The organism is Thioclava sp. ES.031, from assembly GCF_002563775.1.
Taxonomy (GTDB): domain Bacteria; phylum Pseudomonadota; class Alphaproteobacteria; order Rhodobacterales; family Rhodobacteraceae; genus Thioclava.
On the sequence record NZ_PDJO01000001.1, the window covers coordinates 2,175,059 to 2,192,638 of the forward strand.

Annotated in this window: 24 protein-coding genes; 5 read left to right on the forward strand and 19 right to left on the reverse strand. The window is 64.5% G+C overall.

Features of this window, described 5'->3' with window-relative positions; translation table 11 throughout:
• Positions 1–7 precede the first annotated feature (7 nt).
• Positions 8–445, forward strand: a complete 438-nt coding sequence (locus AXZ77_RS10415; protein WP_098411097.1) for a paraquat-inducible protein A — start codon at positions 8–10, stop codon at positions 443–445.
• Between the two features lie 33 nt (positions 446–478).
• Here AXZ77_RS10415 and AXZ77_RS10420 read toward each other — a convergent pair whose 3' ends face one another.
• Entirely contained in the window at positions 479–706 is a 228-nt protein-coding gene (locus AXZ77_RS10420; protein ID WP_078520815.1) for a DUF1150 family protein, read from the reverse strand.
• Between the two features lie 23 nt (positions 707–729).
• A complete protein-coding gene (locus AXZ77_RS10425) occupies positions 730–1,140 on the reverse strand; it encodes an Hsp20 family protein (protein ID WP_078540722.1) in 411 nt (136 codons plus the stop codon).
• 232 nt (positions 1,141–1,372) lie between these two features.
• Between AXZ77_RS10425 and AXZ77_RS10430 the strand changes: the two genes are divergently transcribed.
• The 3 genes from AXZ77_RS10430 to AXZ77_RS10440 all read left to right on the forward strand — a co-directional run bounded on the left by AXZ77_RS10430 (position 1,373) and on the right by AXZ77_RS10440 (position 3,235).
• Positions 1,373–1,591, forward strand: a complete 219-nt coding sequence (locus tag AXZ77_RS10430) for a YdcH family protein (RefSeq protein WP_078520817.1) — start codon at positions 1,373–1,375, stop codon at positions 1,589–1,591.
• Between the two features lie 101 nt (positions 1,592–1,692).
• Positions 1,693–2,178, forward strand: a complete 486-nt coding sequence (gene purE, locus AXZ77_RS10435) for a 5-(carboxyamino)imidazole ribonucleotide mutase (protein WP_098411098.1) — start codon at positions 1,693–1,695, stop codon at positions 2,176–2,178.
• Complete coding sequence (locus tag AXZ77_RS10440; protein ID WP_098411099.1) at positions 2,171–3,235, forward strand: 5-(carboxyamino)imidazole ribonucleotide synthase; 1,065 nt, start codon at positions 2,171–2,173, stop codon at positions 3,233–3,235. The genes purE and AXZ77_RS10440 overlap by 8 nt, the downstream gene beginning before the upstream one ends.
• Before the next feature lie 246 nt (positions 3,236–3,481).
• On the opposite strand, the gene AXZ77_RS10445 is transcribed toward AXZ77_RS10440, so the two are convergent.
• On the reverse strand, positions 3,482–4,285 hold the full coding sequence (locus AXZ77_RS10445; RefSeq protein WP_098411100.1) for a VOC family protein: 804 nt from the start codon (positions 4,283–4,285) through the stop codon (positions 3,482–3,484).
• A gap of 12 nt (positions 4,286–4,297) precedes the next feature.
• Positions 4,298–4,702, reverse strand: a complete 405-nt coding sequence (locus tag AXZ77_RS10450) for a DoxX family protein (RefSeq protein WP_098411101.1) — start codon at positions 4,700–4,702, stop codon at positions 4,298–4,300.
• Between the two features lie 127 nt (positions 4,703–4,829).
• Here AXZ77_RS10450 and AXZ77_RS10455 point away from each other — a divergent pair, with 127 nt between their 5' ends.
• A complete protein-coding gene (locus AXZ77_RS10455; RefSeq protein ID WP_098411102.1) occupies positions 4,830–5,723 on the forward strand; it encodes a LysR family transcriptional regulator in 894 nt (297 codons plus the stop codon).
• 4 nt (positions 5,724–5,727) lie between these two features.
• Here the strand turns inward: AXZ77_RS10455 and AXZ77_RS10460 are convergent, their stop codons facing one another.
• From AXZ77_RS10460 to AXZ77_RS10530, 15 genes are all read right to left on the reverse strand, one after another.
• Positions 5,728–6,285 (reverse strand): helix-turn-helix transcriptional regulator, encoded by a 558-nt coding sequence (locus AXZ77_RS10460; protein ID WP_098411103.1) that lies wholly within the window; start codon positions 6,283–6,285, stop codon positions 5,728–5,730.
• A gap of 30 nt (positions 6,286–6,315) precedes the next feature.
• Positions 6,316–6,849, reverse strand: a complete 534-nt coding sequence (locus AXZ77_RS10465; RefSeq protein WP_098411104.1) for a PepSY domain-containing protein — start codon at positions 6,847–6,849, stop codon at positions 6,316–6,318.
• 82 nt (positions 6,850–6,931) lie between these two features.
• Positions 6,932–7,468 carry a PepSY domain-containing protein gene (locus AXZ77_RS10470; protein ID WP_098411105.1) on the reverse strand — a complete coding sequence of 179 codons (537 nt, stop codon included), beginning with the start codon at positions 7,466–7,468 and terminating at the stop codon, positions 6,932–6,934.
• A 139-nt stretch (positions 7,469–7,607) separates the two neighbouring features.
• A complete protein-coding gene (trpB, locus tag AXZ77_RS10475) occupies positions 7,608–8,840 on the reverse strand; it encodes a tryptophan synthase subunit beta (protein ID WP_098411106.1) in 1,233 nt (410 codons plus the stop codon).
• A gap of 113 nt (positions 8,841–8,953) precedes the next feature.
• Entirely contained in the window at positions 8,954–9,634 is a 681-nt protein-coding gene (locus AXZ77_RS10480) for a phosphoribosylanthranilate isomerase (RefSeq protein ID WP_098411107.1), read from the reverse strand.
• Between the two features lies 1 nt (position 9,635).
• Positions 9,636–9,992: a LapA family protein gene (locus tag AXZ77_RS10485; protein WP_255266468.1), complete on the reverse strand. Its 357-nt coding sequence runs from the start codon at positions 9,990–9,992 to the stop codon at positions 9,636–9,638.
• 6 nt (positions 9,993–9,998) lie between these two features.
• Positions 9,999–10,286, reverse strand: coding sequence for an integration host factor subunit beta (gene ihfB / locus AXZ77_RS10490; protein ID WP_075774953.1), 288 nt, complete (start codon positions 10,284–10,286; stop codon positions 9,999–10,001).
• Between the two features lie 302 nt (positions 10,287–10,588).
• A complete protein-coding gene (gene rpsA / locus AXZ77_RS10495; protein WP_078540696.1) occupies positions 10,589–12,268 on the reverse strand; it encodes a 30S ribosomal protein S1 in 1,680 nt (559 codons plus the stop codon).
• 196 nt (positions 12,269–12,464) lie between these two features.
• Complete coding sequence (locus tag AXZ77_RS10500; RefSeq protein ID WP_255266469.1) at positions 12,465–13,070, reverse strand: glutathione peroxidase; 606 nt, start codon at positions 13,068–13,070, stop codon at positions 12,465–12,467.
• A gap of 96 nt (positions 13,071–13,166) precedes the next feature.
• Positions 13,167–13,733 (reverse strand): hypothetical protein, encoded by a 567-nt coding sequence (locus AXZ77_RS10505; protein WP_098411108.1) that lies wholly within the window; start codon positions 13,731–13,733, stop codon positions 13,167–13,169.
• 11 nt (positions 13,734–13,744) lie between these two features.
• Positions 13,745–14,353 (reverse strand): d(CMP) kinase, encoded by a 609-nt coding sequence (locus AXZ77_RS10510; protein WP_098411109.1) that lies wholly within the window; start codon positions 14,351–14,353, stop codon positions 13,745–13,747.
• Positions 14,350–14,859, reverse strand: a complete 510-nt coding sequence (locus AXZ77_RS10515; protein WP_098411110.1) for a hypothetical protein — start codon at positions 14,857–14,859, stop codon at positions 14,350–14,352. The genes AXZ77_RS10510 and AXZ77_RS10515 overlap by 4 nt, the downstream gene beginning before the upstream one ends.
• Positions 14,856–16,205, reverse strand: a complete 1,350-nt coding sequence (aroA, locus tag AXZ77_RS10520; protein WP_098411111.1) for a 3-phosphoshikimate 1-carboxyvinyltransferase — start codon at positions 16,203–16,205, stop codon at positions 14,856–14,858. Before aroA ends, AXZ77_RS10515 begins: the two co-directional genes overlap by 4 nt.
• A 59-nt stretch (positions 16,206–16,264) precedes the next feature.
• Positions 16,265–17,011, reverse strand: a complete 747-nt coding sequence (locus AXZ77_RS10525; RefSeq protein WP_098411112.1) for a tRNA (guanosine(46)-N(7))-methyltransferase TrmB — start codon at positions 17,009–17,011, stop codon at positions 16,265–16,267.
• A gap of 33 nt (positions 17,012–17,044) precedes the next feature.
• Positions 17,045–17,491, reverse strand: a complete 447-nt coding sequence (locus AXZ77_RS10530) for a DMT family transporter (protein WP_078570975.1) — start codon at positions 17,489–17,491, stop codon at positions 17,045–17,047.
• Between the last annotated feature and the right edge of the window lie 89 nt (positions 17,492–17,580).

Consider the following 17,580-nt stretch of genomic DNA (forward strand, 5'->3'; position numbering starts at 1 on the left):
AGGCCCTATGCTGAAATTCGCCAATCTGGCGCTCTTGCTGCTCTTCCCCCTCGCCTGGGCCGCGCCGCTTCTGCGCGCGGGGCTTCTGCCCTTCTTCGGGCTGGAGGAAATCTCGGTACTCAGCGGATTGCAGACGTTGTGGCGGACGGATGTGTTCCTCGCCCTGCTCGTCAGCTTCCTCGCCCTGTTTGCCCCCTATCTGAAGGTGATCGGGATCGCGCTGATTCAGTTCGATCTCGCTTCGCCGAAACTGACACCCGCGCTCAATATCCTCGGCAAACTCGCGATGGCCGATATCTTCCTGATCGCGATCTATATCGTGGTGGCGAAGGGCGTGGGCGTCGGACGCCTTGAGACGGCCTGGGGACTTTACCTGTTTACCGGATGCGTCGCGGCCTCCTTCGCGATCTCGCATCTGGAAATGAAAAAGGCGCCGCGAGGGTGATCCCCCGGGCGCCTTTCGCGTCCTTTCAGCCGATCAATGGACCGAGACCGGGTCCAGATCGTTCTGCCGTGCGAGCGAGAAGGCCAGCTTGCGGTCCTTCACCAGCGCGAGCCGTTCGCCATCGCTGTCATGCACCGCGTAGAGGTGATCGACATCGTCCAGCTCGGCCCGGATTTCCTCGGGCAGATCGACGACCGCGACTTCGCGGACATAGACGATGGGATGCTCGGCATTGTCGCCGAAATCATATTCCGTATTCATTGCGCGTTTCCTTTCCTGCCTGTTCATTTCCGCTCGATCGGGATGGTCTGCACAATCGTCTCGGGCGGGGCCCGGTTCAGATCGACATGCAGAAGACCGTTCTCGATCGTGGCGGCTGCGACCTCGACCCCTTCTGCGAGCACGAAGCTGCGCTGAAAGGCCCGTGCAGCGATACCGCGATGTAGGAACAGGCGTTCGCTGTCCTCTTCGCTCTGACGGCCGCGGATCACCAAAGCCCGGTCTTCGAGCGTGATCGCGAGGTCTTCCTCGCGGAAGCCTGCCACTGCGAGCGTGATGCGGAACGCATCCTCGCCGCGTTGTTCGATGTTATACGGCGGATAGGCATCCGATCCCTTGGCGGTGCGTTCCACCAGCCGTTCCAGCTGGTCGAAGCCCAGCAGGTAGGGATGTGCGCCAAAACTCAGTTTCGTCATTCGGCAAGCCCTTGATGAAGCGACGTTGCAAGTTCGGGCCCCGATCTTCGGCAGCCCACTACTCAAATATGGGCGGCGTGGAAGCCCCCTGCAAGACCCCGCCGACCATTTACGCTGACGGCAAATTTTCTCCTAACCCGTTCGAAACCTGTTATATTGACCCTCCCACCTGACGGCCGAGGCCGAGTCGGGCGGATGATCTTTTGCGCAACCAGAACCGGACGATACGGATATGAACGCCCATCTCGAGATGGATCATGAAGAAGTGCTGCGGGTGAAACTGGAAGTGCTGCGCCGCGAACACCGCGATCTGGACGAGGCGATCCTGGCGCTCACGCAGGCGGTGCATTCCGATCAGCTGCGCCTTGTGCGTCTGAAAAAGCAAAAGCTGGCCCTGAAAGACGAGATCGCGCGGATCGAAGACCAGCTCACCCCCGACATCATCGCCTGAACCCGACCTCCGACCAATCGGATCGGCGCCTGCGCGCCTCCGGGGCTTGCCGCGACGGCACAGATTCCTATAGTGCGCCCTCCATCTGAAAAGGGGGCGTCATGAGCGTGAAAGTGGGAATCATCATGGGCAGCCAGTCCGACTGGTCCACGATGAAAGAGGCGGCGGAAATTCTCGACGAACTCGGTGTGGAATACGAGGCGAAGATCGTCTCGGCGCATCGCACTCCCGACAGGCTCTGGTCCTATGGCAAGACGGCTGTGGAGCGTGGGCTGCACGTCATCATCGCAGGCGCTGGCGGTGCCGCGCACCTGCCCGGCATGATGGCCTCGAAGACGCGCGTGCCGGTGATCGGCGTGCCGGTGCAGACCCGGGCGCTCTCGGGCGTCGACAGCCTCTATTCCATCGTGCAGATGCCCAAGGGCTTCCCGGTCGCGACCATGGCGATCGGCGCGGCTGGGGCCGCCAATGCCGGTCTTATGGCGGCGGGGATCTTGGCCGTGTCCGATGCGGAACTGGCGAAGCGGCTCGATGACTGGCGTGAGAAGCTCTCGGCCTCGATCAAGGAGGAGCCGGAAGATGAGTGAGCCCCTGCCCTACGGATCGGTGATCGGCATCCTCGGCGGCGGTCAGCTGGGCCGAATGCTCTCGGTCGCGGCCTCGCGTCTGGGCTACAAGACCCATATCTTCGAGCCGGGCGCGAACCCGCCCGCAGGCGACGTGGCCCATGCGGTGACCACCGCGCCCTATGAGGACGAGGCCGCGCTGCGCGCCTTCGCCGAGGCCGTGGACGTCATCACCTATGAGTTCGAGAACGTGCCGACCTCGGCGCTCGATCTGCTGGAAAGCCTCAAGCCGATCCGCCCGAACCGCAAGGCGCTGGCCGTCAGTCAGGACCGTCTGGTCGAGAAAGCCTTCCTCAACGATCTGGGCCTCGCCACCGCGCCTTTCGCCGCCGTGGACGATATCGAGGACCTGCAGGAAGCAATTGCCGAGATCGGCTGCCCCGCGATCCTGAAAACCCGTCGCTTCGGCTATGACGGCAAGGGTCAGGTGGTGATCAACGCGCCCGAAGAGGCCGCCGCCGCGCTGGAGGATATGAAGGGCGCGCCCGCGATCCTCGAAGGCTTCGTGGAGTTCTTCAAGGAGATCTCCGTGATCGGCGCGCGCGCCGAGGATGGCGCGATCTCCTGCTACGATCCGGGCCAGAACAAGCATGAGGGCGGCATCCTGCGCACCACGCTGGTGCCCGCCGCGATCACCGACAACCAGCGCACCGATGCGGTTCTGCTGGCGGCCAAGATCCTGAACAAGCTCGATTATGTCGGCGTGATGGGGGTCGAGCTTTTCGTCACCCGCGACGCGCTGATCGTGAACGAGATCGCCCCGCGCGTGCATAATTCGGGCCACTGGACGCAGGCAGGCAGCGCGGTCGATCAGTTCGAGCAGCATATCCGCGCCGTGACCGGATGGCCGCTGGGCGACGGCTCGCGCCATTGCGATGTCGAGATGGAGAACCTGATCGGCGACGATATGGACCGGGTGCCGGGGCTGGCGAAGCTCGCGCGGTATCAGGTGCATCTCTACGGCAAGTCCGAGGTGAAGCCGGGCCGCAAGATGGGCCATGTGAACCACATCCTGTAAGTGAAAAAGGCGCCCATCGCGGGCGCCTTTTTCTTATGTCGTCACCGCACGCCTGCCCGTGGGGTGGCGCTCGGACGCTTCGAGCGGCAGCGCTTAATGCCAGCCAAACCCCTCCGAAGCGGGAGCGTTGCGCGCGGGAGACGATGCGCCAGCCCGCCGGAACGGGCAGGCGCACGCCCTGCGGCTTCGCCGCGCACCGGGCGAGGTCTTCTATAGCCCGCCCGGCGCCTTTCTCTTATCTCGCGTTCACTTCGCGGACCATGTGAAGCGCGTGCCCCACGGATCGGCCACGCTGTCGCCATAGGCCTCGCGGAAGGCGGCGAGAGGTTCGGCGTCAGCCTTCAGCCCCACCTCGACCAGACCGGTCGCGGGCTGATGACGCGCCTTGGCCCCGCGGCTGTTCCAGACATTGGTGGCGAGGTGGTGGTGATAGCCGCCCCAGCCGTGGAAGTTCGCCCCCGGATAGCGCGCCATCACATCCGCGCCGAGCGTCTCGGCATAGAACGGCTCCGCCGGATCGAGCGCGCCCACCTGAAGGTGAACGTGGCCGATCACCGTGCCTTTCGGCGCACCGCGCCACGGGCCACGGGCCTCTGCCATCACGTCGCGCAGGTCGATCGGATCGGTCACCATCGCGATCATCCCGTCCTTGCGCGGCCAGTCTTCGCGGGCGCGGTCACGGTAGATCTCGATACCGTTGCCCTCGGGGTCGTGCAGGTAGACCGCCTCGCTCACGAGGTGATCGGACGCCCCGTCGAGCCGGATGCCAGCCTCTGCGGCGTAGGTCAGCCACGCGCCCAGATCGGGCCGCTCGGGCAGCAGGAAGGCGGTGTGAAACAGCCCCGCTTCCGACCGGCTCGATTTGCGCGCCGATGCGTCGGCCTTGAGGATCACGAGGACCTTGCCATCGACGCCGTAGCGGGCCTCATTTGCGTCGCCCGCGATCCGCTCCAGCCCGAGCACGCTCTCGTAGAACGCACCCACCGCCGGGAGGTCATGCACCACGAGGGTCACATGGCCGATTTCAACATTTGCGTCACTGGTCGCCATCGTCTCCTCCTGTCATTTCAGCTTGGTCGGGCGCAGCGCATAGGCACCGTCACCCAGAGCCGCGAGCGCGAATTGCACGATGGCCCACATCACCGGATATTCCCAGCCGCCGCCCTGGTTCGAGAAGCTGAAGCCGTTGCCCCAATGCGCCGTGAAGGCCGCGCCGAGCAGGATGAACCCCAGCCCGAAGGACACGATCCGCGCATAGATGCCGGTGATCAAGGCGATACCGCCGAGGATTTCCGCCGCCATCGTCACGATGCCGAGCCAGCCGGGCAGGCCCAGAGATTCAAAGAAGCCCATCGTGCCGGCCGGGGTAAAGACGAACAGCTTCGTCAGCCCGTGGACGAGGAACAGCGCGCCGATCAGAAGGCGCAAAACGAAGATGCCGTAAGGGGCGAGTTTGGTGTCGATCATGGTCTGTCTCCTGTAACCGCACTCTCTGTGCGGTGTGTTCGCGTTACAGCGAGGAAATTAGCCATTCCGTTCGCGAATAAAATGGATATTATCAGGAATGACTTTTACCGTTTTGTTCTGAATAGCGATGGATATCACCGAACAACTCCGCGCCTTCGTCGCCACCGCCCGCGCGGGCTCTTTCACCGCGGGGGCAGAGCAGCTGGGCATCTCCAACCGGCTCGCCTCGAAATACGTGGCCGAGCTGGAGGACCGCCTTGGCACGCGCCTTCTGCAACGCACGACGCGGCGGATCGGGCTGACGCCTGCGGGCGAGCGTCTGCTGGCCGAGGCGCCAAGCGTGCTCGACGGGCTCGACGATCTTCTGGGCGCGGTGTCGGAACAATCGCGCGGGTTCTCGGGCGTGTTGCGGATTTCCGCGCCGGTCACCTTCGGCGAGGTCTATCTGGCGGAGATGCTCGCGCGCTTCGCCGCCCCCCACCCCGATCTGGTGATCGACCTGACGCTCTCGGATGCGGCGACCGATCTGGCCGCCGAGGGGATCGACCTCGCCTTTCGGATCGGGCAGCTGCGCGACCAGGCGCTGCGCGCGCGCAAGCTGGGCGAGATCGGGATGCGCGTCGTGGCCTCTCCCGCCTATCTCGAACGCGCGGGCCGCCCGGCCCAGATCGCCGATCTGACCGACCACCGCTGCATCCATGACACCAATCACAGTGCGATCCCGCATTGGCGCTATCGCGAGGGCGGAGAGATCGCCGCCCTGCCCGTTCCGGCGCAGATCCGCGTCAATAGCGGGCGCGCCGCCTGCGAACTGGCGCTGGCGGGGCATGGCATCACCTACGGGCCGGAATTCGTGCTGGAGCCGGAGATCGCGGCGGGGCGGCTGGTCTCGCTTTTCCCGCCCGAGACGCTGCTGCGTATTCCGCTTCATGCGGTCTATCTCGACGGGCCGCGCCTGCCGCGCAAGCTGCGCGCGCTGATCGATTTCGCCTATGAGGATACGCGCTCGCTCCGGGCCTGAGCGCTCAGCCCTTGGCCACCGCCGTCACGCCGCGCTTCGTCGCCGTGTCTTCGCGCTGCGCCGCCTCGGCGCGCTGATCCATCATGTCCTCGACGAAAAGGCTCAGAAGCGCACCGCGCCCGTTCACCCCCGCCTTGCGGTAGATCGCGGCGCTTTGTGCCTTGGCGGTGCCCTCGGAGGTCTCGCGGAGCGCCGCGATTTCCGCCGTGCTCAGCCCCTTGATCGCAAAAAGCGCGACCTCGCGCTCAGCCCCGGTGAGACCCCAGTCGGAGAAACGCTCTTCCAGCAGGTCCTCGAAGGCCGAGGTCGCCCGTCGCAGACGCGCCTTTGCCCGTGCGCCCTCGCGCAGAGCGCTTGCCAGGGCCAAGGCCCCGAGCGCGAGGCCCAGAACGAGGCCGAGCGCCGCCCCGAGTTCGAGGATTTCACGGTTCTGCCAGCTGATCGGCGCGGGATAGAGGCCGAAGACAGACAGCAGGATATCGGAGATGAAGAAAAGCGCGCAGACCGCCTGGAAAAGCAAGATTGCCCCCACAAACACCGCCCGGCGCAGACGCGAGTTCATTGCGCGCCTCCCGGCCGCCAGCGCAAGGCGTCAATCATCGCCGCTGTCCCCGCCATCGTCGCTGCCACCGCTATCGCCGCTGTCGCTACTATCACTGCTATCACTGCTGCCGCTGTCGCTGCTGTCATCGCTTCCGCCGTCATCGCCGCTCGACGCGCTGCTGCTATCGTCCGAGGCGTCGTCGGAGGAATCGTGGTCGGAGGAGTCGTCATCGGATGTCGTCGTGGTGCGGTCGGAGGTGGACGTCTCGGTAGAGGTCCCCGAGGCGTTGCCGCCCAGCGGGGTGTCGCTCAGGATCGGCCTGCGACTGGAGCGCGACAGGTCGCGCAGGATCTCGCCGCTGCGCGGATCGATGACGATTTCGCGCTCGACGCCCTTGCGGGTGCCGGTGATGCGCACGCGGCCCAGCAGGGTGCGGTGCACATCGATGTTCTGATAGCCGTAGGATTTGAGCTGCCGGGTGACCGCTTCGCTCGCGGTCTCGGCACGGGCAAGCCCGGGCGCCACGGGCACGCTCAGCGCGCCGATCAGCGCGGCTATCGCCAGATCTCTGCGCAGTCTCATCGGCAAAACTCCCCCCGCGCGCGAACGCGGCATTTCAGAGGATTATGCCCGGCGCACATGGCACCGGGCAAGTCCGTTCGGATCAGTCGTCGTCGCCGCCGTCCGAGCCGCCGCTGTCATGCGAGCCGCTGTCGTGCGAGCCGCCGTCGTCGGAACCGCTATCATGCGAGCCGCTGTCGTCCGAGCCGCTGTCGTCCGAGCTGTGATCGGAATCAGACGTGGTGTGATCGTCGTCGCTGCCGTCATCCATGCTGTGATCGTCGCTGCCCGAATGGTCGTCGCCTTGATCATCCATATGGTCGTCTTCGCCAGCGTTCATGAAATCTTCCGACTGCTCGCGGACGCTCACGCCCTGCGTCATGTCTTCGCCCGCGCGCGTCCGGGAGGTTTCCTGTTTCTGGATCTTGCCGGTGGTGCGATCGTAGATGACTTCGATCTTGGTGCCGTCGGGGTTGTAACCCTCGGCCTTCACCTGGGTCGGGCCGACCTTGATCTCGATATTGGTGAAGCCGTTGGCCTGAAGATTGTCCGCGATGCCTTGGGTCGACACTTCCGCCTGGGCCATATGGGCCGAGACCGCGAGAGCCGCAAACACGGCGAGGGTAGGTTTCATTTTCATCTTTTATCTCCTCCGGAACAATTGTCCGCCGCGGGCTGCGACGTCGGAGCAAAGGGTCGGCGGACAACGCCCGCCGGTCCATTGCCAATTGGGTTATGGAGGCTCAATAAACCTCAGGTTGTATGTCGTAAACCTGAGTTTATGCGTCCATGTCGAAGCCGAGATGCTTCGCCACAGCAAAAATGTCCTTATCACCGCGCCCGCACATGTTCATCACGATGATATGATCTTTCGGCAGCTCCGGTGCGATCTTCATCACATGGGCCAGAGCGTGGCTGGGCTCCAGCGCGGGGATGATCCCTTCGAGACGGCAGGAGAACTGGAACGCCTCCAGCGCCTCCTTATCGGTGATGTTCACATATTCCGCGCGGCCCGTGTCGTGCAGCCAGCTATGCTCCGGCCCGATGCCCGGATAATCGAGGCCGGCCGAGATCGAGTGCCCTTCAAGGATCTGCCCGTCCTCGTCTTGCAGCAGATAGGTCCGGTTGCCATGCAGCACGCCCGGACGCCCGCCGGTGAGCGAGGCGCAATGCTCCATCTTCTCGTCGACGCCATGACCGCCGGCCTCAACCCCGATGATGCGCACGGATTTGTCGTCGAGGAACGGATGGAACAGGCCCATCGCGTTCGAGCCCCCGCCGATCGCCGCGATCACGGTGTCGGGCAGACGACCCTCGCCTTCCTGCTCTTCAAGCTGCCAGCGCACTTCCTTGCCGATGACCGACTGGAAATCGCGGACCATCGCCGGATAGGGATGCGGCCCCGCCACCGTGCCGATGCAGTAGAACGTGTCGCGCACATTGGTCACCCAGTCGCGCAGCGCATCGTTCATCGCATCCTTCAGCGTGCCGCGGCCCGATTTCACCGGGACGACTTCGGCGCCCAGCAGGCGCATCCGGAAGACGTTCGGCGCCTGACGCTCGACATCCGTGGCACCCATATAGACCACGCATTTGAGGCCGAATTTCGCGCAAACCGTCGCGGTGGCGACGCCATGCTGGCCCGCGCCGGTCTCGGCGATGATCCGGGTCTTGCCCATGCGCCGCGCCAGCAGGATCTGCCCCAGCACGTTGTTGATCTTATGCGCGCCGGTATGGTTCAGCTCGTCGCGCTTGAGATAGATTTTCGCGCCGCCCAGCTCTTCGGTGATGCGGGGCGCGAAATAAAGCGGCGACGGACGGCCGACATAGTGCTTCCACAGATCGTCCATCTCCGCCCAGAAATCGGGATCGGTCTTGGCCTTCTCGTATTCCTCTTCGAGCGCGAGGATCAGCGGCATCAGCGTCTCGGACACGAAGCGGCCGCCGAAAATGCCGAAGCGCCCGTTTTCATCGGGCACATTCATGAAGGAATTGATCAGATCGTCAGCCATGGCACACCTCGCGCTTATCGTGAGGATCGGTCTAGCGTCAAAGCGGGGCGAGATAAATCCCCGCCCCTGCATCTGGCCAAAAATACTCGCCTCTGCGGGGGGTCCGGCGCCGCTCAGGCTGCGCCCTGACGGGCCGTCTGGATGAAAGCGCGGATTTTCTCGGGGTCTTTGACGCCCGGCTCGCTTTCCACGCCCGAGGAGACATCGACCTGCCGCGCGCCGGTCAGCAGGATCGCCTCGGCCACATTCTCCGGCGTCAGCCCGCCGGCCAGCATCCACGGCTTTTCCCAGGTGCGCCCGGCGATCAGCCGCCAGTCGAAGGACAGCCCGTTGCCGCCCGGAAGCTCCGCCTCTTTCGGCGGTTTGGCGTCGAGCAGGATCTGATCGGCCACCGCCTCATACGCCGCGATCTTCGGCAGATCGGCGGCATCGGCCACGCCTACGGCTTTCATCACCGGCAGGCCGAACTTGGCGCGGATTTCCGTCACGCGCTCAGGCGTCTCCGAACCGTGAAGCTGGATCATGTCGAGCGGCACGGCGTCGGTGATCTCAGTGAGCAGCTCATCGCTCGGGTTCACCACTAGACCGACCTTGGCGATGCCCGGCTCGACCTCCTGGGCCAGCGCGCGCGCCTCGGCGATCTCCAGATGGCGCGGGGATTTGGCGAAGAAGACGAAGCCCACATAGCGCGCGCCCGCCTCGACGGCGGCGGCGATATCCTCGGCCTTGCGCAGCCCGCAGATCTTCACGCGGGCGAGACCCTGCGCGTTGCGGTCTATGGCGACGGTGGGCATCTCAGCGCGAGGGCTGTTCGAGCAGCGCCAGCACGTCGTCCTTCGGGCCGGTCTTGTCGTGGCGCAGGGTCTGAACCTCTGCTTCGAGCTTGCGCGCCTTGCGGTCCGACTGGCGGGCATTGCGGCGCAGACGCGACTCGCGCGCCCATTCCCAGACGAAGCCGATCAGAAGACCCAGCAGGACGCCCGCGAGGATCACGAGGAACAGCGGCACCTGAATCGCCCAGTCCCAGCCCAGGAAGCTGCCCGCCTCGAGCGGCAGCACCCGCAGCGTGACGATTTGACGATTGGCCAGCGCCAGCCCGATCAGGACCACGGCGAGCAGACCGAGAAACAGCAGCCGAAGCGCTCGAATCATTAGCTCTTATTCCTCTTTCCCGTTCAGCCGGTCGCGCAGCAGCTTACCGGTCTTGAAGAAGGGTACGTGTTTTTCCTCGACCTCAACCGCCTCGCCGGTGCGCGGGTTCCGACCGGTGCGCGCGTCGCGCTTCTTGACGGAAAAAGCCCCGAACCCACGAAGCTCGACGCGGTCGCCCGAGGCCAGCGCCTCGGTGATCTCGTCGAAGATCGTATTTACGATTTTTTCGACATCCCGCTGGTAGAGATGCGGATTCTCCTCGGCAATCTTGGTGATCAACTCAGAGCGGATCATCTTGTTATCTCCCCCCACGGGCTTGGCCGGGTGTCCCCCCGGCTCTCACATGCGTCATTTCGCAATTATAGGACCAATCGTTGCAACGCGGAACAGCAAAGACCCGGAAAATCCACGTAAAATCGAGCCCCTAGCGGTCTGCCGCCGACGGAACCGCCTTCGCAAACGCAGAAATTCGGCGCTTCGCCCGCCCACGCGTCACCCGTTAAGCGAATCGTCGTTGCAGATCGCCAAGGCTTTGCGGAACGAAAAAGGCCCCGCCAATCGGCGGGGCCTCTCGTTGAGCCAAGCGGCTCGATCTCTTATTGGTCGCCCTTGAGCGCGGCACCCAGGATGTCGCCCAGCGACGCACCCGAGTCCGACGAACCGTACTGTTCCACGGCTTCTTTCTCTTCAGCGATCTCACGCGCCTTGATCGACACACCCAGCTTACGGGTCTTGGAGTCGACGTTGGTCACGCGGACATCGACGTGATCGCCAACCTGGAAGCGCTCGGGGCGCTGGTCGGCACGATCGCGGGCGAGGTCCGAACGGCGGATGAACGACTTCATGCCGTTGTATTCCACCTCGACGCCACCGTCTTCGATCGCGGTCACGGTCACGGTCACGATCGAACCACGCTTCACGCCGTCAACAGCATCGGAGAACGTGTCGGCGTCGAGCGCCTTGATCGAGAGCGAGATACGCTCCTTGTCGGTGTCCACTTCGGTGACAGCGGCCTTGACCATGTCGCCTTTGCGGTAGTCCTGGATCGCATCCTCGCCACGCTGTTCCCAGCTGAGGTCCGAGAGGTGAACCATGCCGTCGATGTCGTTCTCGAGGCCAACGAACAGACCGAACTCGGTGATGTTCTTGACTTCGCCTTCGATGACGGTGCCGACCGGGTGGGTCTCTGCGAAGACTTCCCACGGGTTGCGCATGGTCTGCTTGAGGCCAAGCGAGACGCGGCGCTTCGCGGTGTCGATCTCGAGGACCATGACGTCGACTTCCTGGCTCGTCGAAACGATCTTGCCGGGGTGGACGTTCTTCTTGGTCCAGGACATCTCGGACACGTGCACGAGACCTTCGACACCCGGCTCCAGCTCGACGAACGCGCCGTAGTCGGTGATGTTGGTCACGCGGCCGGTGTGCACCGAACCCAGAGCGTACTTCGATTCCACCGAGTCCCACGGATCCGACTGCAGCTGCTTCATGCCGAGCGAGATGCGGTGGGTTTCCTTGTTGATCTTGACGACCTGGACCTTGACGGTCTCGCCGATCGACAGGATCTCGGACGGGTGGTTCACGCGGCGCCATGCCATGTCGGTGACGTGCAGCAGACCGTCGACGCCGCCCAGATCAACGAACGCACCGTATTCGGTGATGTTCTTGACCACACCATCGACGACCTGACCCTCGGAGAGGTTGGCGATGACTTCGGCGCGCTGTTCGGCGCGGCTCTCTTCGAGGATCGCACGACGCGAGACAACGATGTTGCCACGACGACGGTCCATCTTGAGGATTTGGAACGGCTGCTTGAGACCCATGAGCGGGCCAGCGTCGCGCACCGGGCGCACGTCCACTTGCGAGCCGGGCAGGAACGCGACAGCGCCGCCCAGATCGACGGTGAAGCCGCCTTTGACGCGACCGAAGATAGCGCCTTCGACGCGCTCTTCTTTGGCGTAAGCTGCTTCGAGACGATCCCATGCCTCTTCGCGGCGGGCTTTCTCACGCGAGATAACGGCTTCGCCGCGAGCGTTCTCGACACGGTCGAGATACACTTCGACTTCGTCGCCGACTTCGATCTGCGGAGCCTCGCCGGGGTTGGCGAATTCTTTGAGTTCGACGCGGCCTTCCATTTTGTAGCCGACATCGATGATGGCCTGGCCCGCCTCGATGGCGATGACCTTGCCTTTAACAACCGAACCTTCGTTCGGGGTGTCGATTTCGAGGCTCTCGTTCAGAAGGGCTTCGAATTCGTCCATGGTTGCATTTTGCGACATGCGTTCAGATTTTCCTTTTCATCTTCGGTTTTCTGGCCTTGCGGTTGGCTCCGCCGGTCTTTCGTTGGAATGTCTGTGCTGCAATAGCATACGGGTCGGGTGAGTCCCAACCTGTCTCAGACCGCGCCCATATAGGCGCGATCGGCCAGTATCGCAAGCATTTATTGCGTCATAGACAGGCTGCGCGGCCTCTCGCTCAGCCTCGGCTCGCGCTGGCGAGAGCGGCTTTGACGTCGCCCAGCATCCAGGCCGAAAGGGGCTCGGCGCTGGCGGGATAGGTCGCGATCACCGAGCCGTCGCGGCCCAGTAGCACCTTGTTGAAGTTCCAGCTCGGCTCGAACCCCTCGGTTTCGCGCATCCAGCGATAGAACGGATGCGCCTGCGGCCCCTTCACCTTGGCGAGCTGCGCCATCGGCAATTCGGCCCCGAAGGTCAGCGCGCAATAGCGCTTGGCTTCCTCGGCACTGGAGAGTTCCTGCCGGAAATCGTTCGACGGCACGGTGAGGATCACCAGCCCCTCGCGGCCGTAAGTCTCCGACATCTGCTGCAGCTCGGTGAATTGCGGGGCGAAGCCGCATTTCGAGGCGGTGTTGACCACGAGCACGACCTTGCCACGGAAATCGGCGAGCGAGACCGTCTCGCCCTCCACCAGATCGAAGGACAAATCCCCCGGCACCGGCATCGATGAGTGAGCCTTCACCGCGATCGGTTCGGGCGTCGCCGCCGGGCCGTCGGCGCGTGCCGGAGCGGTCGCAAAGGACACGCATGACAGCATGCAGGCCAGAATCAGGGACAAGCGCATCGGTCCACCCTCGAAATACATCCACCAATACCCAACGCGAGAGTTGGGAAAAAAGTTCACCACTTCGTGAAGATATATTTCAAGCGTCCCTTTACATCAATCGCAGATGCGGTCGACGCGGCGGTATTTCGGCTCCGGGAACTCCGGTATTTCCATTGGGTCACGGGGCTTTACGCCGGGGCGCACCGCTTCCGGCGCGGTGTTCACGCTGTCGAAATCGAGCGCGAGGCGCTGACAGATTCCAAGGCTTTTCTGGCCGATATCGCCGAGATCGCGCAGATCGATCAGATGACCGCCCTTCCGCGCATAGCCCGTGACCCCGAAATCGAGCGGCGGGTCGAGGCGTAGCCTTTCCGTCTCGGGGCCGAACAGCGCAGCGCCGCCCTGCCAGTCCTGCGCAGGCCCGAGCGCCACCTGCACTTCGAACCGTCCCGGCGGCACCAGCAGGCGAAAGAATTCACCGCCCTGCGCATAGGCGCCCATCACGTCCTGCCCGGTCTTGGCATCGCGCAGCACGATATAGAGATCGCGATCCGGGGCCGATTTGATCTGCAGCGGCATGGTGCGAGGCAGGTCTGTCTCGCTCCACAACAGACCCTGCGGGCGCCCCTCGGCCGTGGCCTGCGTTGCAAGAACCAGCGAGAGGAGAACCCAGCGCAGCATCCCCGCCCCCCCTAGTCCAGATCGCCCGCGCGGCGGGCCTCGATCTGATCGGCGGCGCGTGCGACCGCCTCTTCGATGCTGAGGTCAGAAGTGTCGATCACCAGCGCATCCACCGCCGGGCGCAGCGGACTGTCGGCGCGGCCCATGTCGCGGGCGTCGCGCTCGCGCACCTGCTCCAGCACGTCGGCCTCATCGCCGCCCAGCTCCAGCCAGCGCCGATGCGCGCGCACCTCCGGCGAGGCGGTCACGAACAGCTTCACCTCCGCCTGCGGGCAGATCACCGTGCCGATATCGCGCCCATCGAGCACCGCACCGCCCTCGCGCGCCGCGAAGTCGCGTTGAAACGCCACCAATGCCGCGCGCACCTCGGGGATCGCGGCGACGATCGAGGCCGCCTGCCCCGCTTCCATCGTGCGCAGGTCGTCGCGCGCAAGATCCTCGGGACACAGCGCCTTGGCCGCCGCGATGGGCTCCAGCCCCTCGGTCTCGGATTTCATGCCGACCGCGCGATAGAGCGCACCGGTATCGAGATGCGCCAGCCCGAAGCGCTCGGCCACGGCCCGACTGATCGTACCTTTGCCCGCAGCGGCGGGGCCATCGATGGCGACTGTGAACTTCATCGTTTCATCCGCAAATAAACTGTCCGCAGGATCAATAGCGTCAGGGCCGTCAGGCTCAAAGTGACTGCAACGCTCTTCAGAAGCGTCCATCTGCTCGCAAAGGCGATCATGTCATCCGTGACCGTGCCGGACCGCAACAATGCGGCAACGGCATGATTTTCGAGATAGTCAAACGCAGCACCAAGAGTAGCCAGGATCGACAACACCACGGCTAGCCAGCCCTTTGCAAGGGCACGGAACGCGACAATCAGCGTCACCGCCTCCAGGGCCGGAAAGACAAGATCGAGCCGCTGCTGAACCGAGAGGTAATACTGTCGCGCCGGTGCGTCTAAGGAATCGAGGAGCGCCCGGGCCTGCGCAGCACTGTAGCCACCCGGACGCAAATCGAACGGCGCCAGACCGCCCGCCGCATCCCGAAGATGCGGCAAGGTAACGAGCGTCATCGCAAGATAGACCGCCCCGGTCAGGGCCGCGAGCAGGACAAAGGCGACCTGCGCCCGGCTCACCGGTCCGCCCGGGCGATCTCCGCGCCAAGCCCGGCCATCAGGTCCTCGAAGATCGGGAAAGATGTTGCAATGGGCGAGCCGTCATCGACCGAGACAGGCTGTTGCGCGGCCATGCCCAGCACCATGAAGCTCATCGCGATCCGGTGGTCGAGATGGGTCACGGCGGTGCCGCCGCCCGGCACGCCCTCGGGGCCGCAGCCATGCACGATCAGGGTGTCCTCGTCTTCCTCGATCTTGATGCCATTGGCTTCCAGCCCACGCGCCATCGCGTCGATCCGGTCGCTTTCCTTCACGCGCAGCTCATGCACGCCGGGCATCCGGGTCGTGCCTTCGGCAAAGGCCGCGACGACCGAGAGAACGGGATATTCGTCGATCTGGGCCGAGGCGCGCTCGGCGGGCACGTCGATCCCGTGCAGCTTGGAATAGCGCACGCGCAGATCGGCCACCGGCTCGCCACCCTCTTCGCGTTCGTTCTCGAAGGTCAGATCGGCGCCCATCTCGCGCAGCGTGATGAAAATCCCGTTGCGGGTGGGGTTCTGGCTGACGCCCGGCACGACGATCTCCGAGCCGGGCACGATCAGCGCGGCGCATACCGGGAAGGCGGCAGACGACGGGTCGCGCGGTACGGCGACCTCCTGGGCTTTGAGCTCCGGCTGACCCTGCAGCGTGATGACATGGCCCTGCTCGGTCTCTTCGGTGGTGATCTCGGCACCGAAGCCGCGCAGCATCCGCTCGGTATGATCGCGGGTCGGGGTCTTCTCGATCACCACGGTCTGCCCCGGCGCGTTCAGACCCGCCAGCAGCACAGCCGATTTCACCTGCGCAGAGGCCATCGGCGTCGCGTAGCGCACGGGTGCGGGGCTCGGCGCGCCGAGAATGGTCATCGGCAGACGCCCGCCATGACGCCCGAAAGCCTGCGCGCCGAACAGCCGGATCGGATCGGTGACGCGACCCATCGGGCGTTTGCGCAAAGAGCCGTCGCCGGTAAAGGTCGCAACGATCGGCGAGGTCGCCATCGCGCCCATGATCAGGCGCACGCCGGTGCCGGAATTGCCGCAATCGATCACGTCCTCGGGCTCGGCGAAGCCGCCCACGCCCACGCCATGCACAGACCAGCTGCCGGGACCGTGCTGCGTGACCTCGGCCCCGAAGGCGCGCATCGCCTTGGCCGTGTCGAGCACGTCTTCGCCTTCGAGCAGGCCGGTGATCTTCGTCTCGCCCACCGAGAGCGCGCCAAGGATCAGCGCGCGGTGGCTGATCGACTTGTCGCCGGGAACCTCCGCCGTGCCCTTGAGGGGCCCGCATTTGCGCGAAGTCATCTTGATCGGAGTGCCGTGGCCGGACATAGTGCCTCCCTTATTTCAACGCGCCCCTGTTAGCGCGATCTGGCGGGAGGCGGAAGGGCTCAGATCCGCCGATAGGTCAGGTAATGCGGCTTGCGGCCTTCGCGCAGCGCTTTCTGCTCGTAGCGCGTCGAGAGCCAGTCCTCCCACGGCGTATCCCAATCGCCCGAAACCGGCTGCGGATCGTCGAAATCGAAGGCGGGGGGCACCTCGAACAGAGGCTCGAATCCGGCTTGCGGGACTTCTTCGACGGTCTGGCGGACGTAATCGGGAATGTCGGTCGCCACGCGGAATTCCGATCCCGGTTTGAGCGCGCGGTGCAGCGGCTCGAGATGCTCCTGCGTGACGAAACGCCTGCGGTGGTGTTTCGATTTCGGCCACGGATCGGGATAGAGGAGAAACGCCTTCGAGATCGAGCCCGCGGGCAGCACGTCCATCAGGTCGCGCGCATCGCCGGGATGGACCGCGACGTTCGGGATCTTCTCGCGCCGCAGCTTGCCCAGCAGCATCGCGACACCATTCACGAAAGGCTCGCAGCCGATGAACTCCACATCCGGATAGGTCTGCGCCATATGCGCCAGATGCTCACCCCCGCCGAAGCCCACTTCGAGCCAGACAGGCTTGCCCTTGAACCGCGTCTCCATGTCGAGCGGCTCGCGGTCGGGGTTCTCCTCCCAACCGACGGGACCGGGCAGACGGCCCGGCAGGTCCTCGCGCAGATATTCCTTCTGCGCCTTGTTCAGCGTCTTGCCGTGGCGGCGACCGTAGAAGTTGCGCCAGGGTTGTTCGGGGGTGTCATTCTCGCTCATGGGAGGGGCCTCTAGCCGCGTCGCTCGAAAGGTTCAAGCCTTCTGAATGAGGAACAGCCCGAGACACATGAAGCCGATCCCCGCCCCGCGCATCAAGGTGATGGGCCGCACGAGTGCCCCGAAGAGCCCGAACTGGTCGATCGCGGCGGCCGAAATCATCTGTCCCAGCAGCACGAAGAACACCGCATTGCCGACCCCGAAGCGCGGCGCGATGAAGGTGATCGAGAGCACGTAGAAGGCGATCAGCACGCCTGCGAGAAACAGGTATTTCGGCTGATCGGGGATGCGCGCGAAGCCCGAGGGCCCTGTCGTGACCGCGACGGCCAGCACCGCGCCCAAGAGCGCCACGGAGAACAGCACCACCGCCGCCACCGCAGGCGAGCCGATGCGACTGCCAAGCTGGGCGTTGAGTGCGGCGAGCACCGGAATGCCGATCCCGGCAGCAAGCATGATCGCGGCATAGCGCAGGGCGTCGGGCATGGTCTCTCTCCTCCGGTTTTCGGCGGAGAGTGGCGCGGACCGTCGGAGGGCGCAAGGTGGATCAGCGGGCGGAGGTTCTGATCGTTGGA

Excerpts from the sequence above, each read along its gene's own strand:
- AXZ77_RS10500 (WP_255266469.1), bottom strand. The coding sequence starts at position 13,070 with ATGCGCTTGTCCCTGATTCTGGCCTGCATGCTGTCATGCGTGTCCTTT.
- AXZ77_RS10460 (WP_098411103.1), bottom strand. The coding sequence starts at position 6,285 with ATGAACTCGCGTCTGCGCCGGGCGGTGTTTGTGGGGGCAATCTTGCTT.
- trpB (WP_098411106.1), bottom strand. The coding sequence starts at position 8,840 with ATGGCTGACGATCTGATCAATTCCTTCATGAATGTGCCCGATGAAAAC.
- AXZ77_RS10415 (WP_098411097.1), top strand. The coding sequence starts at position 8 with ATGCTGAAATTCGCCAATCTGGCGCTCTTGCTGCTCTTCCCCCTCGCC.
- AXZ77_RS10420 (WP_078520815.1), bottom strand. The coding sequence starts at position 706 with ATGAATACGGAATATGATTTCGGCGACAATGCCGAGCATCCCATCGTC.
- AXZ77_RS10440 (WP_098411099.1), top strand. The coding sequence starts at position 2,171 with ATGAGTGAGCCCCTGCCCTACGGATCGGTGATCGGCATCCTCGGCGGC.
- AXZ77_RS10510 (WP_098411109.1), bottom strand. The coding sequence starts at position 14,353 with ATGAAGTTCACAGTCGCCATCGATGGCCCCGCCGCTGCGGGCAAAGGT.
- AXZ77_RS10480 (WP_098411107.1), bottom strand. The coding sequence starts at position 9,634 with ATGCCCACCGTCGCCATAGACCGCAACGCGCAGGGTCTCGCCCGCGTG.
- ihfB (WP_075774953.1), bottom strand. The coding sequence starts at position 10,286 with ATGATCCGCTCTGAGTTGATCACCAAGATTGCCGAGGAGAATCCGCAT.
- AXZ77_RS10525 (WP_098411112.1), bottom strand. The coding sequence starts at position 17,011 with ATGAGCGAGAATGACACCCCCGAACAACCCTGGCGCAACTTCTACGGT.
- AXZ77_RS10450 (WP_098411101.1), bottom strand. The coding sequence starts at position 4,702 with ATGATCGACACCAAACTCGCCCCTTACGGCATCTTCGTTTTGCGCCTT.
- aroA (WP_098411111.1), bottom strand. The coding sequence starts at position 16,205 with ATGTCCGGCCACGGCACTCCGATCAAGATGACTTCGCGCAAATGCGGG.
- AXZ77_RS10485 (WP_255266468.1), bottom strand. The coding sequence starts at position 9,992 with ATGATTCGAGCGCTTCGGCTGCTGTTTCTCGGTCTGCTCGCCGTGGTC.
- rpsA (WP_078540696.1), bottom strand. The coding sequence starts at position 12,268 with ATGTCGCAAAATGCAACCATGGACGAATTCGAAGCCCTTCTGAACGAG.
- AXZ77_RS10445 (WP_098411100.1), bottom strand. The coding sequence starts at position 4,285 with ATGGCGACCAGTGACGCAAATGTTGAAATCGGCCATGTGACCCTCGTG.
- AXZ77_RS10465 (WP_098411104.1), bottom strand. The coding sequence starts at position 6,849 with ATGAGACTGCGCAGAGATCTGGCGATAGCCGCGCTGATCGGCGCGCTG.
- AXZ77_RS10455 (WP_098411102.1), top strand. The coding sequence starts at position 4,830 with ATGGATATCACCGAACAACTCCGCGCCTTCGTCGCCACCGCCCGCGCG.
- AXZ77_RS10470 (WP_098411105.1), bottom strand. The coding sequence starts at position 7,468 with ATGAAAATGAAACCTACCCTCGCCGTGTTTGCGGCTCTCGCGGTCTCG.
- AXZ77_RS10530 (WP_078570975.1), bottom strand. The coding sequence starts at position 17,491 with ATGCCCGACGCCCTGCGCTATGCCGCGATCATGCTTGCTGCCGGGATC.
- AXZ77_RS10425 (WP_078540722.1), bottom strand. The coding sequence starts at position 1,140 with ATGACGAAACTGAGTTTTGGCGCACATCCCTACCTGCTGGGCTTCGAC.
- purE (WP_098411098.1), top strand. The coding sequence starts at position 1,693 with ATGAGCGTGAAAGTGGGAATCATCATGGGCAGCCAGTCCGACTGGTCC.
- AXZ77_RS10505 (WP_098411108.1), bottom strand. The coding sequence starts at position 13,733 with ATGCTGCGCTGGGTTCTCCTCTCGCTGGTTCTTGCAACGCAGGCCACG.
- AXZ77_RS10430 (WP_078520817.1), top strand. The coding sequence starts at position 1,373 with ATGAACGCCCATCTCGAGATGGATCATGAAGAAGTGCTGCGGGTGAAA.